The sequence below is a fragment of the Pseudomonas fluorescens group sp. PF-69 genome, from assembly GCF_054481235.1.
The window spans coordinates 5170833-5185747 of record NZ_JBTMNC010000001.1; the positions used below are offsets into that span (position 1 = coordinate 5170833).

At 59.7% G+C, this 14915-nt stretch carries 14 protein-coding genes; 8 read left to right on the forward strand and 6 right to left on the reverse strand.

Annotated elements, in window-relative coordinates; genetic code table 11:
• Positions 1-37: 37 nt before the first annotated feature.
• Positions 38-463 (forward strand): potassium channel family protein, encoded by a 426-nt coding sequence (locus tag ACX3YF_RS24395; RefSeq protein ID WP_130204296.1) that lies wholly within the window; start codon positions 38-40, stop codon positions 461-463.
• Positions 464-516: 53 nt separating this feature from the next.
• On the opposite strand, the gene ACX3YF_RS24400 is transcribed toward ACX3YF_RS24395, so the two are convergent.
• Complete coding sequence (locus tag ACX3YF_RS24400; protein ID WP_458974465.1) at positions 517-2892, reverse strand: phosphoketolase family protein; 2376 nt, start codon at positions 2890-2892, stop codon at positions 517-519.
• Between the two features lie 423 nt (positions 2893-3315).
• Between ACX3YF_RS24400 and fnr the strand changes: the two genes are divergently transcribed.
• Together fnr and ACX3YF_RS24410 are read left to right on the forward strand one after the other, a co-directional pair.
• Positions 3316-4059 (forward strand): fumarate/nitrate reduction transcriptional regulator Fnr, encoded by a 744-nt coding sequence (fnr, locus tag ACX3YF_RS24405; RefSeq protein ID WP_130204294.1) that lies wholly within the window; start codon positions 3316-3318, stop codon positions 4057-4059.
• 24 nt (positions 4060-4083) lie between these two features.
• Positions 4084-5067: a zinc-dependent alcohol dehydrogenase family protein gene (locus tag ACX3YF_RS24410; protein WP_448647900.1), complete on the forward strand. Its 984-nt coding sequence runs from the start codon at positions 4084-4086 to the stop codon at positions 5065-5067.
• Here ACX3YF_RS24410 and ACX3YF_RS24415 read toward each other — a convergent pair.
• Positions 5057-5968: a universal stress protein gene (locus tag ACX3YF_RS24415; RefSeq protein WP_458974466.1), complete on the reverse strand. Its 912-nt coding sequence runs from the start codon at positions 5966-5968 to the stop codon at positions 5057-5059. The two genes, ACX3YF_RS24410 and ACX3YF_RS24415, sit on opposite strands and share 11 nt — an antisense overlap.
• Before the next feature lie 224 nt (positions 5969-6192).
• Between ACX3YF_RS24415 and ACX3YF_RS24420 the strand changes: the two genes are divergently transcribed.
• On the forward strand, positions 6193-6756 hold the full coding sequence (locus tag ACX3YF_RS24420) for a GNAT family N-acetyltransferase (RefSeq protein ID WP_130204291.1): 564 nt from the start codon (positions 6193-6195) through the stop codon (positions 6754-6756).
• A gap of 112 nt (positions 6757-6868) precedes the next feature.
• Here the strand turns inward: ACX3YF_RS24420 and ACX3YF_RS24425 are convergent, their stop codons facing one another.
• Positions 6869-7111, reverse strand: a complete 243-nt coding sequence (locus ACX3YF_RS24425) for a hypothetical protein (RefSeq protein WP_458974467.1) — start codon at positions 7109-7111, stop codon at positions 6869-6871.
• Positions 7112-7551: 440 nt separating this feature from the next.
• Between ACX3YF_RS24425 and ACX3YF_RS24430 the strand changes: the two genes are divergently transcribed.
• From ACX3YF_RS24430 to ACX3YF_RS24445, 4 genes are all read left to right on the forward strand, one after another.
• A complete protein-coding gene (locus ACX3YF_RS24430) occupies positions 7552-8481 on the forward strand; it encodes a universal stress protein (protein WP_288100774.1) in 930 nt (309 codons plus the stop codon).
• 363 nt (positions 8482-8844) lie between these two features.
• Entirely contained in the window at positions 8845-10191 is a 1347-nt protein-coding gene (gene potE / locus ACX3YF_RS24435; RefSeq protein ID WP_458974468.1) for a putrescine-ornithine antiporter, read from the forward strand.
• Between the two features lie 41 nt (positions 10192-10232).
• Positions 10233-11138, forward strand: coding sequence for an amino acid ABC transporter substrate-binding protein (locus ACX3YF_RS24440; protein ID WP_458945289.1), 906 nt, complete (start codon positions 10233-10235; stop codon positions 11136-11138).
• A 461-nt stretch (positions 11139-11599) separates the two neighbouring features.
• Positions 11600-12772, forward strand: a complete 1173-nt coding sequence (locus tag ACX3YF_RS24445; RefSeq protein ID WP_353852599.1) for a DUF2252 domain-containing protein — start codon at positions 11600-11602, stop codon at positions 12770-12772.
• Between the two features lie 55 nt (positions 12773-12827).
• On the opposite strand, the gene ACX3YF_RS24450 is transcribed toward ACX3YF_RS24445, so the two are convergent.
• The 3 genes from ACX3YF_RS24450 to ACX3YF_RS24460 form a co-directional block, all read right to left on the reverse strand.
• Positions 12828-13172: a cupin domain-containing protein gene (locus ACX3YF_RS24450; protein WP_130204285.1), complete on the reverse strand. Its 345-nt coding sequence runs from the start codon at positions 13170-13172 to the stop codon at positions 12828-12830.
• Positions 13173-13308: 136 nt separating this feature from the next.
• Positions 13309-13695 carry a VOC family protein gene (locus tag ACX3YF_RS24455; protein ID WP_458974469.1) on the reverse strand — a complete coding sequence of 129 codons (387 nt, stop codon included), beginning with the start codon at positions 13693-13695 and terminating at the stop codon, positions 13309-13311.
• A 46-nt stretch (positions 13696-13741) separates the two neighbouring features.
• Positions 13742-14866 carry an S-(hydroxymethyl)glutathione dehydrogenase/class III alcohol dehydrogenase gene (locus ACX3YF_RS24460; RefSeq protein ID WP_449105528.1) on the reverse strand — a complete coding sequence of 375 codons (1125 nt, stop codon included), beginning with the start codon at positions 14864-14866 and terminating at the stop codon, positions 13742-13744.
• Positions 14867-14915: the final 49 nt, after the last annotated feature.

The following is a 14915-nucleotide window of genomic DNA, read 5'->3' on the forward strand; positions in this document are numbered from 1 at the left end:
CGGACCTCCACGCAGCCGTCACCGCCGGAGAACCTCCATGCTGGCAGTCACCCTGATCAACACGCTGGTGGTCATCCTCGTCGTGTTGATCCACTACGAATGCCTGTTACGCCTGAATGACTGGCTTCCGCGGCTCAAGCTCTGGAGCCGTTTCAGGATTGTCGTCGGGGTGTTCGGCGCACTGGTGGCTCACGCGATGGAAGTCTGGTGCTTCGCACTGGTCTATTACCTGATGGTGCGCTCCGGCGAATGGGGCGGCCTGACGGGCAATTTCGATGGTTCGCTGATGGACTGCGTCTACTTTTCTTTCACGACCTACACGACGATCGGTTTCGGCGATATTTCACCCGTGGGCAATCTCAAGTACCTGACCGGCCTGCAAGCGTTGACCGGCCTGGTGCTCATCACCTGGACGGCCTCGTTTCTCTTTCTCGAAATGCAGAAGTACTGGAAGAGCAAATAGCGAAGGGCCGGACGTTGCCCCTCGCTATCACAGCCCTGCCCCCCCTCTGGACCTCAGCCAACGGCCACGGGCGTCCACTGCCAGTTCAGCACCTCGGGCATGTCTTGCCCGTGTTCGATCAGGTAGAGCTTGTGTTTTTCCATCGTCGACCAGTACCGCGACCGCGCGTTTTGCAGCTGATCATGCAAGCGGGGGACTCGCTCGATGACGTCCAGTGCCAGTTGATAACGATCCAGGTTATTGATCACGGCCATGTCGAACGGCGTCGTGGTCGCGCCCTCCTCCTTGAAGCCGCGGACGTGAAAATTGTCATGATTGGTGCGTTTGTACAGCAGGCGGTGGATCAGCGCGGGATAGCCGTGGAAGGCGAAAATCACCGGCTTATCGACAGTGAACAGCTCATCGAACGCCGTGTCAGGCAAACCGTGGGGGTGCTGGAAGGACGGCTGCAGCACCATCAAGTCGACCACATTGATGAGCCTGACGCGCAAATCAGGCACGTACTCGCGCAACAAGGTGACCGCCGCCAGGGTTTCCAGGGTCGGCACATCACCGGCGCAGGCCATCACCACGTCCGGGTCCTGATCATCCCGGCATGCCCAGTCCCAACGGCCGATGCCCGTCTGGCAATGTCGGATGGCTGCATCAATATCCAGCCATTGCCACTCCGGTTGCTTGCCGGCGACGATGACGTTGATGTAGTTGCGACTTTTCAGGCAGTGGTCCGTCACCGACAACAGGCAATTGGCATCGGGCGGCAGGTAGATCCGCACCACGTCTGACTTTTTATTCGCCACCAGATCGATGAACCCCGGATCCTGATGGGAGAAGCCATTATGGTCCTGACGCCAGACATGGGACGTCAGCAAAAAATTGAGCGAAGCAACCGGCTTGCGCCACGGCACCTCGGCGGCGGTTTTCAGCCATTTGGCGTGCTGATTGACCATCGAATCGACGATATGGATGAACGCCTCGTAACAGGACAGCAGGCCATGGCGCCCCGTCAGCAAATAGCCTTCGAGCCAACCCTCGCACACCTGCTCGCTGAGGATCTCCATCACCCGGCCATCGACTGACAGGTTCACATCGTCGGGCTCCAGCGGCTCCATCCATGCCTTGGCGCTGACCTCGTAGACCGCATCCAACCGGTTCGACGCCGTTTCGTCCGGACCGAACAGACGGAAGTTGTTCGAGGCCAGATTGTTTTTCATCACGTCGCGCAAAAACGTACCCAGTACCCGCGTGGCCTCGGCGCGCAGGCTGCCGGGAGCCTCGAGCTTCACCGCATAGTCGCTGAACGACGGCAGGTCCAGGGCGCGCAACAACCCGCCACCGTTGGCGTGGGGATTGGCACTCATGCGCCGATGCCCGGTCGGTGCCAGCGCGGCGATTTCGGGCAGCAAGGCGCCATTGGCATCAAACAACTCGCCGGGACGGTAGCTGTTGAGCCACTCCTCCAGCTGCTGCAGATGAACGGGCTGCTGAAAATCGGCCAGGGGCACCTGATGAGCGCGCCAGGTCCCTTCGACACGATGGCCATCGACGAATTTCGGGCCGGTCCAGCCTTTAGGGGTGCGCAACACCAACATGGGCCAAAGCGGCCGCTCCAACGCGCCGGACTGTCGGGACTGGCGCGCGTCGCATTGAATCTCGCGGATTTTCAGCACCATCGTATCCAGCGTCCGGGCCAGGGCCTGATGCACCTGCGCCGGATCATCGCCTTCAACGAAATAGGGATCGTAGCCATAGCCATACATCAGGGCCGACAACTCATCCTCACTGATTCTGGAGAGCACCGTCGGGTTGGCGATCTTGTAGCCATTGAGGTGCAGGATGGGCAACACCGCGCCGTCACGCCTCGGGTTGAGGAACTTGTTGGAATGCCAGCTGGCCGCCAGCGTACCCGTTTCAGCCTCGCCGTCACCGATCACGCAGGCGACGATCAGGTCAGGGTTATCAAACGCGGCACCATAGGCATGCGCCAGGCTATAGCCGAGCTCGCCGCCTTCATGGATCGAGCCCGGAATCTGCGCCGACACATGGCTGGAGATCCCGTATGGCCAGGAAAACTGTCGGAAAAGGCGCAGCAGGCCGTTGGCATTGCGTTCCACCGAGGGATAAAGCTCGGTGTAGGTGCCTTCGAGGTAGGTCTGTGCCACAACCGCTGGCCCGCCATGGCCGGGGCCGGCGACGAAGAGCACCGTGAGGTCATACTGATTGATCAGCCGGTTGAGGTGCGTGTAGATCAGGTTGAGTCCCGGCGTCGTACCCCAGTGGCCCAGCAAACGCGGTTTGATGTGTGCCTGTGTCAGGGGCACGTTCAGCAAAGGGTTGTCCTTGAGGTAGATCTGCCCCACCGCCAGATAATTGGAGGCCCGCCAATAGGCATCCAGCCCTTCCAGTTGCTCGTCACTCAGAAAATCGCTCATGAAGTTCTCCGCCAGCGTCCGACCTGCTGAAGTTGTTGGTCGATTCTGGGAGCCTGAAACGTTCAAGACTTGATTTACATCAAATGTCAAAGCCGATGTTCAAGCTCAATGCCGTTGGAATCCATCGATATCGACCCAGCGGTACGCCCGTTTTCCCCGTTCGTCACTTATCCCGCAAAATGCACGAATGAGTGAGGCATCCCAATGACCAGCACCTATGCTTAGTACACCCCCAATAAAGCTAATGCCGATCAGTGAAGTGATTGAACGAGCGAAGAGTCACGTGTGGCAAGGGCGTTTGCTGCTGCCGGGCAGCGAAGCAGCCCGGAAACACGGGACGGTTCGGCATTCCGACAAACTCCCTGCAACAGGTTGAGGGTCACGCTTGACTGATTGACGTTACCCAACAAGGCGCCATGACCCATGCCTGAAATCCACCCACTTCACGTTCATTATATGAAGGCTGCCTGTTCCAACTGCAGCGTGCTGGAGTTGTGCCTGCCGATCGGCATGAGCAGCCTGGAGGTCGAGCGGCTGGATACGCTGATCGTGCAACGCTTCAAGGTCAAAAAGGGCGTTGCGTTGTACCGTACCGGAGATCCCCTGCGTTCGCTTTACGCGGTCCGTATCGGCTCCTTCAAGACCAGCGTGCTGTCAGTCGATGGGCGTGAACAGGTCACAGGCTTTCACATACCCGGCGAGATGCTCGGCCTGGACGCCATCAGCGCCGATCAGCACGCCTGCAATGCGTTTGCCCTGGAAGACAGCGAAGTCTGCCCCATCCCTTTTGCCCAACTGGAGAAACTCGCGCAAAACCTGCCATCGCTGCAACACAACCTCAACAGGCTCCTGAGCCGTGAAATCGTGCGTGATCACAGCATGCTGATGCTGATGGGCAACATGAACTCCGATGAGCGGCTGGCCGCTTTTCTGCTGAACCTGTCGCAACGTTTCAGCATCCGTGGCTATTCCGCCAAGGACTTCGTGCTGAAAATGCGTCGCGAAGAAATCGGCTCCTACCTGGGGCTGCGGCTGGAAACCATCTGCCGGGGGATCGCGCACCTGCGGGATCAAGGATTGGTGGAGGTCGCAGGCCGAGACGTCAAAATCCAGAACATGGAAGGGCTCAAGCAACTGGTCGCCGGATGTAATCGTTCTGTGCGCTAACCCTTGCACCTCTGGAGAATCGTCATGCGCGCCATGGTGCTACGTACTTACGGCGAACCGCTGCAACTGGAAGAACGCCCCATCCCCACACCCGGCCAACACCAACTGTTAATCAAGGTCCTGGCTTGCGGCGTCTGTCGCACCGACCTGCACCTGGTGGACGGCGAATTGGCGCAAGCGCAACTGCCACGGGTGCCAGGCCACGAGATCGTCGGTGAGGTCACGGCGGTGGGCGCCGACGTCGCAGCGGACTGGATCGGCCAGCGGGTCGGGGTTCCGTGGCTGGGTTGGACCTGCGGTCAGTGCGAATTCTGTCTGTCGGGCCGGGAGAATCTTTGCGACAAGGCGCAGTTCACCGGTTGTCATCTGGACGGCGGTTACGCCGAATACACCGTTGCCGACGAGCGCTTCTGCTTCCCGATCCCCCAGGTGCTCTCGGACATTCAAGCGGCTCCGCTGCTGTGTGCCGGGCTGATCGGCTTTCGCGCGTTGCAGATGGCCAGGGGCGCGCGCCACCTGGGCCTCTACGGGTTCGGCGCGGCGGCGCATCTGGCGATTCAGGTGGCGCGGGGCCGTGGACAAAAGGTGTACGCCTTTACCCGACCGGATGACCATGACGGTCAGGCCTATGCCCGATCCCTGGGGGCCGAATGGGCGGGGGCTTCGGATCAACCGCCACCGCACTTGCTCGACGCCAGCCTGATTTTCGCACCCGTCGGTGCCTTGGTGCCGCTGGCACTGACGGCGACGGTCAAGGGCGGCTGTGTGATCTGCGCCGGCATTCACATGAGCGACATTCCCGCGTTTCCTTATCGGCTGCTATGGGGCGAACGCAGCGTTCGTTCAGTGGCAAACCTGACCCGCGAAGATGGCAGCGCATTTTTTCAAGAGCTCAAACACACGCCCGTGCATTGCGACGTCACTCTTTTTGCCCTGGACGACGCCAATCAGGCACTCGCCCGCTTGAGGGCCGGGCAGTTCAATGGCGCCATCGTGCTCACCCCGTGACGTTCGTCCTGACCGCCAGAATGCTGCCCGGCACCGAGTACAGCGCACGTTCAGTGTTACTGCCGATCAAGCGATCGATTCCCACTCGGTGCACGGTCCCCATCACCACCACATCCGCCAGGTATTGTTCGACAAACTCACTGATCACCGGCACGGGCAAACCCATGACGAAATGCCGCCGCTCGGGCGGCACCCCATGACGATCCGCGAGGGCCACAAAAGCCTGGTGCAGGGACTGACGCAGTTCTTCGATGAAGTCCACACCCCACCCCCCCCCCACCAGCGGCGAATCGGCATTGAAGGCCGGCGACAAATCGTAGGCATACAGCAAGTGCAACGGCGCATCGCATTGCAAGGCCAGGGCATTGGCGGTTTGGATGATGGTGTCGTTCAGGCCACTGATTTGCGTGGACGGATCGAACGGGTCGACGGCAGCCACGACCCGGTGCGGCAAGCTGTAACGGGCCTGGTTGACCAGATGCACGGGAACCGGGCAATCGCGCAGCAGGTGGCAATCGAGCGGCGTGATGAACACTCGCTTGAGTACAGGCTCCAGGGTGACATCCTTGATCAACAGGTCGGGCTTGAGTTCTTCGACCGTTTTCAGGATGTCCAGCAGTGGATGGGTCGTGAAGACCACTTCCACCGAGACATCCAGCCCTTGTCCGCCGAGCAGTTCGACCTCGTCTGAAACCCAGCGACGATAGCGGCGCATGTAACGCTGATATCCGGCGTCGTCCGTTTTCTCTTCCCACAAATGCACGACCGGCACCGGTTCGACAAAGGCTCTTATATCCAGCACCGCCCCACTCACCTTGGCCAGCGCAACGGCTCGCAGCAGGGCGGGAGATTGTTGCAGGGTTTGGTCGGCAATCAGCAATAAACGTTGATATTGAGCCATCACACACCTCCGCTCTGTTCCGGCCCTTCAGCGCCGTCAGGTTCCAGACTGCGCTCGTTACCCCCTGCCCCACGTTGATTTACATCAAACACGTGCAAATCTGCGTCGTCGGCAAGAGTCTATGATCCAGATCAGATTCAAGCGCCGCCGACGGCGTAGAAAGGAATGAACCGTACGGTTCGTCACCGTGCGCCTGCCTTTCAAATCGGATGGAGGATCACCCCATGCTCACCGTCAAAGACCACAACGATCGGGCCGCAGCGGCCTACTCCGCAGTTACCGGACAACACTGGATCGAAGCGCTCAAGGATGGCCGCCATGTCTTGATCCGGCCGCTGACGGAGAAAGACCGCGAGCGGGAATACGCCTTTATCAAGCGGCTGTCGCCCGAGTCCCGGCACATGCGCTTTCTCTCGCAGATCAGTGAGCCCGGCACCGAGATGCTCGACCAGCTGATGGATACCGACAATAAGCAGCGCACCGCCTACGTCGCGCTGGTCCACGAAAACGGCCAACTGATTGAGATTGGCGTCGCCCGCTATGCCGCCACCTCCGAGCATGAATGTGAATGCGCCGTGACCGTCGCCGATGAATGGACACATCTGGGCCTGGGCACATTACTGATGGAACACTTGATCAAGACCGCACGCAAAAACAACTTTCACCAGATGTATTCGGTGGACGCCTCAAGCAATGCACCGATGCGGGACCTGGCCAAATCCCTGGGGTTCGAGACACGCAATGATCCCGATGACACCCGCCAGGTCATTCATCGTCTGCACCTGTAATACATCGCCTCGCGATGTACCGGCCAACGGTTCATCGCGGGGCGATTGAGTACGCAAGATTGCAAGCCCCCCCCCCGTTCAATCGCCTGTCTCGGTAGCAGCGTGATTCCTGTCAGTCCACAAGGTCGGCGCTGATCTTGGCGTCCCGGGTATAAGCAGATCGCCCCCCGGGGAATGGACGTGTGAACGCGGTCCGGCCGGTGCTGACAGGCCAGACATGCGGCGCATCGATTCGCGCCTTGAGCTGGTCGACAAACGCCTGGGCGCCTTCCAGGCTGTTGAAGTCCACCGCCAGGTCGTCCATGTACACAATCCAGCCACCGGTTGCCTGCTTCTGCGTGATCTCAATAATCATCGAAAACCTCCCGAAAACCTCGAAAATGCCCCCGCACCCAACGGTGCAATACGCAATCACTTGAATGGGCGCCAAGGCGGGACAACCCCACGATCCCTCGGTCAGGGCCATGACTGGCTCGGCGACGTTGCCGTGCTTGAAATTGACAGCGTGGATCGCACCCAACGGCCGGACGCTTTCGTTCCAGGTGCGCAAGCGATAAGCACGAACTCCAGATTGCGCCAGGGTGACTGAGCAAAAGTTGATCACGGTCAACAATTTCAATGACTGAACGCGCCACGCATGACCGGACGTCGGGCGGCATCGTCGTAACTCCCCGGGTTTGACAAAGATCAAGCCCGCGTCCCCGGATAGACGCAGGATGAATGCAAGGTTTCACGTCCCGATGGCAGCGCAGCCATTGGACCCAAGACTTGCAAAATGACTAGAGGAGACAGGTCATGTCGGATCAATCACGTTTCATGTTGGTCGTCTCGCCCTTGATGGAAAACAGCCCTGCCTTCGATCGGGCTGCCGCACTGGCCCACGCATCGAACGCGGCATTGCACATCGTGGCGTTCGACTATCTCGAAGGGCTGGCGACCGCCGGCATGGTCAACGAGCAAGCGCTGGAACAGATGCGGCTCGGGTACGTGGAACGCCATCGCCAATGGCTGGAGGATCAGGCTCGGCCGTTGCGCAAAATCGGGGTGCACGTGACCACGGAAGTGGTCTGGGTGGAAAAGCCCTTGCAGGAAATCCTGATCCATCTCAAAGAGCAGCCCATGGCTGTACTGATCAAGGCCCTGGCACACGAATCGCGTCTGTCGCGCCTGTTGTTTACGCCGCTGGACATTCATCTGCTGCGCGAATGCCCGGTGCCCTTGCATTTCGTCAGCCACATGCACCACGCCCTACCGCGCAAGATAGTCGCCGCCATCGACCCCTTCCATCGTGAGGGGCAATACCAGGGCTTCAATGACCGGATTCTGCAAGAGGCTTCAAAACTGGCGATTACCTGTCATGCAGAACTGGACGTTGTCTATGCCCATGACCTCTCTTCCATCAGCGCAGACGAATTCGGCTTCGAGAATGCCTCGACGTTTTTCTCTTCCAGCAAAGCCAAGACCCTGTTCGATGCACAGGCTGATGCCTTCCGCGAACTGTCGGAGCGCAACGGCATCCCGCCGGAGCGCCAGCGCATGATCATGGGCAATCCGGCGAAGGTGCTTGCCAGCTACGCAACCGCCTATGACATCGACATGATCGTGATGGGCCGGGCCGGGCATCGTGTCATGGACCGGTTGGTCGGCAGCACGGTGGAACACCTGCTGTACAAGATGCCGTGCAGCGTCTGGGTGGTTTCGCCACAGGAATTGAATGAGGAATAAAGGAAGTACCGGACCTTCTTCCTTTTGAGGGGCATTGCAACGTGGGCACCGTCCTTTGTCGGTCGAACCGTGTCGCCGGCAATGGACAGGATGATTTTACGCGACCGCACTTAGAGAAGCCTGGCCAGCCTCTACTCGCGGGTCTCGCCAATCCTGCCCATTTTGCGGTGCAACACTGGCGTGCGTGAATCCATGTTCTAAGGTTATCCGCAGGCGCCCCCTCGCAAACGAAGAACATGATGTTGCGATAACTGGCCCTGCGCAAAAGTGATTGACGTGGTTAGCGGTAAAGACAAAAAGGTGATTGGTAAACGAAGGCCTCAGTGCTCGGGCCAAGGCGTTGCGCATATCAAGGAGTTCCCGATGGCCGACTCAAGCAAGAAGATGAGCCTCATGGGGCTTACCACCCTGGTGACCGTGAACATGATGGGCTCGGGCATCATCCTGCTGCCGACGAGCATGGCGCAACTCGGTGCCGTTTCATTGCTCTCATGGCTCGTCACCGCCGTCGGCTCCATGGCCATCGCCTATTGCTTTTCCCAGTGCGGCATCTACTGTCTGCGCTCGGGTGGGCTGTCCGCCTACACCGAAGAGGCTCATTCCAAATCGGGCTTCTTCCTCTGTTCGTATCTGTATTTTCTCTCCCTGGGCATCGCCAATGTGGCCGTCGCCATTTCTGCGGTGGGTTACATGACGGCGTTCGTGCCCTGGCTCGGCAGTGGCGCCATTCCCCTGTTCATCGGTACGGTCGGCCTGCTCTGGCTCACCACCGTGGCCAACTTCGGCGGCCCGAGCATCACGGGCAAGATCGGTACGATTACCGTGTGGGGTGTCATCATTCCGGTGGCCGGCTTGAGCATCATCGGTTGGTACTGGTTCAGGACCGATGTGTTGGTAGCCGCCTGGAACCCCAATAACCTGCCGATCTCCGAAGCCATCAGCAAGGCGATTCCCCTGACCCTGTGGGCTTTTCTGGGCATGGAGTCGGCGGCGCAGGCTTCCGATGCGGTGGAAGATCCCAAGCGCAACGTGCCGCTGGCCTGCCTCTTCGGCACGCTGGGCGCGGCGGTGGTCTACATACTGTCGACGACGGTGATCCAGGGGATGATTCCCAACGCCGAACTCGCCAACTCGTCGGCACCCTTCGCCCTCGTCTATGCCCACATGTTCAATCCCACGGTCGGCAACATCGTCATGGCGCTGGCCGTGATGGCCTGTGTCGGGTCGTTGCTGGGCTGGCAATTCACCCTGGCGCAAACCGCCAAGATGACCGCTGACCAGGGCATGTTCCCGAAATTTTTCAGCAAGGTCAGTACGCGGGATGCCCCGATTATCGGCATGCTTGCCTGCGGCGTGCTGCAGACCTTGATGGCGCTGTCGACCATTTCACCCAATGCCAGCGAGCAGTTCGGCAAACTCGTCAGCCTGGCGGCAGTGACCAATCTGATCCCCTACGTGACAGCCGCCACGGGCCTGCTGGTCATGATGTACAAAGCCAGAGTCAGTAAAGGGATCTACACCCGCAACACCTCGCTATTACTGATCGCCGTGGCCTACTCGCTGTACGCCCTGTATGCCTGTGGCAAGGATGCCGTATTCGGTGGCCTCATCGTCCTTGCATTTGGCTACCTGCTCTATGGCTTCCTCTCCAAACGTTTTGTCGAACCGCCTCCCGCCGCCCAGACCAGTGCCGGCAATCCTCAGCTGTAATTTTCAGGCAACACAGACATTCGAATGCGGGGCGCCAGGATATGAACGTACAACGGATCAAAGCCACCCACTTGCTGCTGGTCAGCCTGCTCGCCATGGTGCCGGCACTGGCCGATGCCAGTACCCTTGAACGCATCCGGGCGAGTCACACCTTCACGCTCGGCTACCTGCCGGACCTGGCCCCATTCAGTGTCCAGGCAGGCGACAAGGCCAGCGGTTATGCGATCGAGCTTTGCCAGAAAATCGCTGACAAAGTCAAAGTCGAGCTGGGCTTGCCCGACTTGCAGGTACGTTACCAACCGGTCTCCGTCGACGACGCGATAACGGCCATCAGCACGGGCAAGATCGACATCCTCTGTACGCCCAGCCCGCCTACCCTGGCGCGTCGCAAGCAGGTGAGCTACTCGGTACCGATCTACACCGCCGGCCTTTCGGTGGTGGTGCGCCAGAAAGCCCCCGACGCGCTGCTCAATGTCCTCAACGGCAAAGTCGCCCGTACCGGGCCGACCTGGCGGGCGACGGTCAATCATGGGCTGTCCGATCAAACCTATGTCACCACCGCTGGCGGGATCACCGAGACATGGATCCGCCAGCAAATGCATTTGCTCGGCGTGGTGGCCACCCTGGTCACGGTCAAGAACACTGAAGCGGGTGTCAACCTGGTCGCCGAAGGCAAGGCCGATGCCTTTTTTGCCGAACGCGTCATACTGAGCAATCTCCTCGCCACGCACCCCTCCGCAGCAAAACTGGTCCTGCTGGATCGGGTGTTCGAGTATTCACCGATCGCGATGGCCCTTGATCGAGACGACGAAAATTTCCGCTTGCTGGTGGATACCGCTCTCAGCGAAATGTACAGGTCGGGCGAAATCGAACAGGCCTGTAATACCTACCTGGGAGGCATCAGCGACATGGCGAAAAAACTGTTCAAGGTCTACGCGCTTCCCTAGCAGAGAGCCGCAACGATCGGGGCCATCGGTCGAGGAAGAAAAAAACCTCTACCTCTACCGGTGCGCCATGATCCGTCGCGGGAGCTGCTACGCTTGAAACAATGTACTTCGCCGCTTTCAGGAAACCGGCACACGCACTTTCTGTGGGCTGATGGAGCAGTCGCATTCCCGGATCCCGTGCCCAAGCGAGTCTGACTTCGTTGAGCAAAGGAGTGGACATGCCTCCCCGCAAAAATAGCCCCGCCCATAGCAAGACAGCGCAATCGGAAGACCACGGGGACGAGTTGGTCTTTCACTCGCGCAAGGAGCGTCTGTACGAAGGTGAACAAGTACGCGAGCGCGTGCCCCATGCGGATCACGCTGTATGGAAACCCCCGCGCAAACATCGTGACCCCATCGAACTCCTCGAAGTCTCCAACCGCTATCGATTGCCCAATCTGGTGCCGGTGCGCTACGGCCGCATGCTGCGCAGTCCTTTCACTTTTCTGCGTGGCTCTGCGGGCTTGATGGCGCATGACCTGGCCAAGACGCCGACCACCGGCATTCAGGTGCAGGCCTGCGGCGATTGTCACCTGATGAACTTCGGGTTATTCGCCACACCTGAGCGCAACCTGATATTCGACATCAACGATTTCGACGAAACGCTTCCAGCCCCCTGGGAGTGGGATGTCAAACGCCTGGCGATCAGTTTTGCCGTGGCCGCGCGGGATAACCGCCTCAGCGATAAAGACGCACGGGCCATCGCCGTCGAAAGCGTTCGAGCCTACCGCGAAAGCCTGCGCCAGCATTCGAAGATGAGCCCACTGGATGTCTGGTATGACCGACTGGATGCCCAATCGATCATCGACATGGCGCCCAATTCAGAGATCAAGAAGTTTCGCGAGCAAGTGATCGCAAAGGCCAGGATGCGCGTCGGCGATTACCTCTACCCCAAGATCAGCAGTGAAGTCGGCGGACGGCGGCGCCTGATCGATCAACCCCCGATACTGTTTCATGTGTATGAAAAAGGCTTCATGAAAAACGTGCGCCTGACGCTGCAAGACTATCGATTGTCGCTGCCCCATGAACGGCGGGTGCTCTTCGATCGCTATCGCCTCGAAGACATTGCGGTCAAGGCCGTCGGGATCGGTAGCGTCGGAACCTATTGTTTCGTCGGCCTGTTCTTTTCCGCAGAAAATCACCCGCTGCTCCTGCAATTCAAGGAGGCCTGTCCCTCGGTGCTGGCGCCCTATGCGGGCAAGAGCGAATACGAGAACCAGGGCCAACGTGTCGTCACGGGGCAACGCCTGATGCAGTCGTCCAGCGATATCTTCCTGGGCTGGACACGCAGTCAGAACGGTCGCTACTTTTTTGTACGTCAGCTGCGCGACATGAAGATGTCAGCGCCCATCGAGGGTATATCCGCCACGCGAATGAAGCTGTACGCCGAGTGCTGCGGCCTGACCCTGGCCCGTGCCCACGCCAAATCCGGGGATGCTGCACTCATCAGCGGCTACCTGGGCAAGACGGATTCCTTCGACCAGGCCATCGGCAAATTTGCCATCGCCTATGCCGATCAGAATGCAAAAGACCATGCCATGCTGCTGGCCGCAGAAAAATCGGGACGGATCAATGTGTTGAGAGAAGAAGAGTAATAAGCGCGCAGCGGACTCTAGCCGGTCCGCTGGCAATGCGGATGTCCCGCTGAGCTTACGCTTGCCTGACGATGTCGACCGAGATCTCACACGCCGCGACCGTTCCCCTGTTTTCAAGCCAGTGGGTGGTGTTCCGGTCTTCAGGCCAGCCCACTCCCGGCCCGTAGTCGGTGGCCGTTCCATTTCGGTGATCGGTGATCGTTCCTTGCAATATGTAGACGATGCCCGGCCTGTCGACATGGTTGTGCACCGGCCCGAACACGCCTCCAGGCTCGATGGTCACCAAACGCATCCTGAGTTGGCGCCCGGCCATGCCCTCGATCTCGGGACCCAGGTCGATCGTTGCGAGTAACTGCACCGCGACACCTTTCGTTTCGGGTGCCATTTGTTCGTTGCTCATCATGCACTCCTCTCTGTATCTGCAGGCCCTAATGAGCAGTAGACACCTTAAAAGGCCTGAGCAGTCGAGAGGCGACCAAGGGTCGATTTCGTGGCGTCGTGAAAGGCGAGGCTTGAATCAAGCCCCGCCCTGACGCTTACCAGGCAGGCTTGAAGCAGTACGCCGCCAGCTTGTTACCGTCGAGGTCGCGGGCATAAGCCGCATAGGCATTAGGCGCCCAGCCACGAGGGCCCGGTGCGCCTTCATCGGTGCCGCCATTGGCCAGCGCGGCGGCGTGGAAGGCATCGATCGCGGCGCGATCAGGTGCTTCAAAGCTGACCGTGACACCGTTGCCCACGCTCGCCGGGGCGCCGTTGGCCGGTTTCAGCACGAAGAAGGACGGGGCGTCCTGTCCCCAGATCGAGCCATTGTCATCGAGGTCGGCGAGGCGCTTCTGGCCCAGTGCGCTGAGGACTTTGTCGTAAAAGTCGCGGGCTTTTTGCAGATCGTTGGTGCCGACGGTGACATGGGTAAAGATGCTCATTGTGATGTTCTCTCTGGTAAAGACACGGTGGGTGGAAGTGGTTGAATCAGCGATCGAAATGAATGACGGTGCGGATGCTGCGGCCTTCATGCATCAGGTCGAAGGCCCGGTTGATGTCTTCCAGGCCCATGGTGTGGGTGATGAAGGTCTCCAGCGGGATTTCGCCCGTGCGGGACTTCTCGACATAGCTGGGCAGTTCGCTGCGCCCTTTCACGCCGCCAAAAGCCGAACCGCGCCAGACGCGACCGGTCACCAACTGGAACGGACGGGTACTGATTTCCTGCCCGGCACCGGCGACGCCGATAATCACCGACTCGCCCCAGCCCTTGTGGCAGCATTCAAGCGCCGCACGCATCAGCTGGACGTTGCCGATGCACTCGAAGGAGTAATCGACGCCGCCCTCGGTCATCTCGACGATCACTTCCTGGATCGGCCTGGCGTAATCCCTGGGGTTGATGAAGTCGGTGGCGCCCAGTTGCCTGGCGATCTCGAATTTGGCCGGGTTGATATCGATGGCGATGATGCGGCCGGCCTTGGCCATGGTGGCGCCGATGATCGCCGCCAGGCCGATGCCACCCAGGCCGAAGATGGCCACGCTGGCACCCTCTTCCACCTTGGCGGTGTTAAGCACCGCACCGATGCCGGTGGTCACGCCGCAACCGAGCAGGCAGACCTTGTCCAGCGGTGCATCCTTGGGGATCTTGGCCAGGGAGATTTCCGGCAGCACGGTGTATTCGGAAAAGGTCGAGGTGCCCATGTAATGGAAGATGGGTTGGCCCTGGCAGGAAAAACGACTGGTGCCATCCGGCATCAGGCCCTGGCCTTGGGTGGCACGGATCTTCTGGCAGAGGTTGGTCTTGCCGGACCGGCAGAATTTGCACTCGCCGCATTCCGGGGTGTACAGCGGGATCACATGATCGCCCACCGCCAGGGAGGTCACCCCCTCACCCACGGCTTCGACGATACCGCCGCCTTCGTGGCCGAGAATCACCGGAAAGATACCTTCCGGATCGGCACCGGACAGGGTGAAGGCATCGGTATGGCAGACACCGCTTGCCACGATCCGGACCCGTACTTCCCCGGCTTGCGGGGGTGCCACGTCGACTTCGACAATTTGCAGGGGCTGGTTGGCCGCGAACGCCACAGCCGCTCGTGATTTGATCTTGTTCATAAAATTCCGCACGCAAAAAAGGCTGCCTCTGGATAGAAGCAAGAAAGTC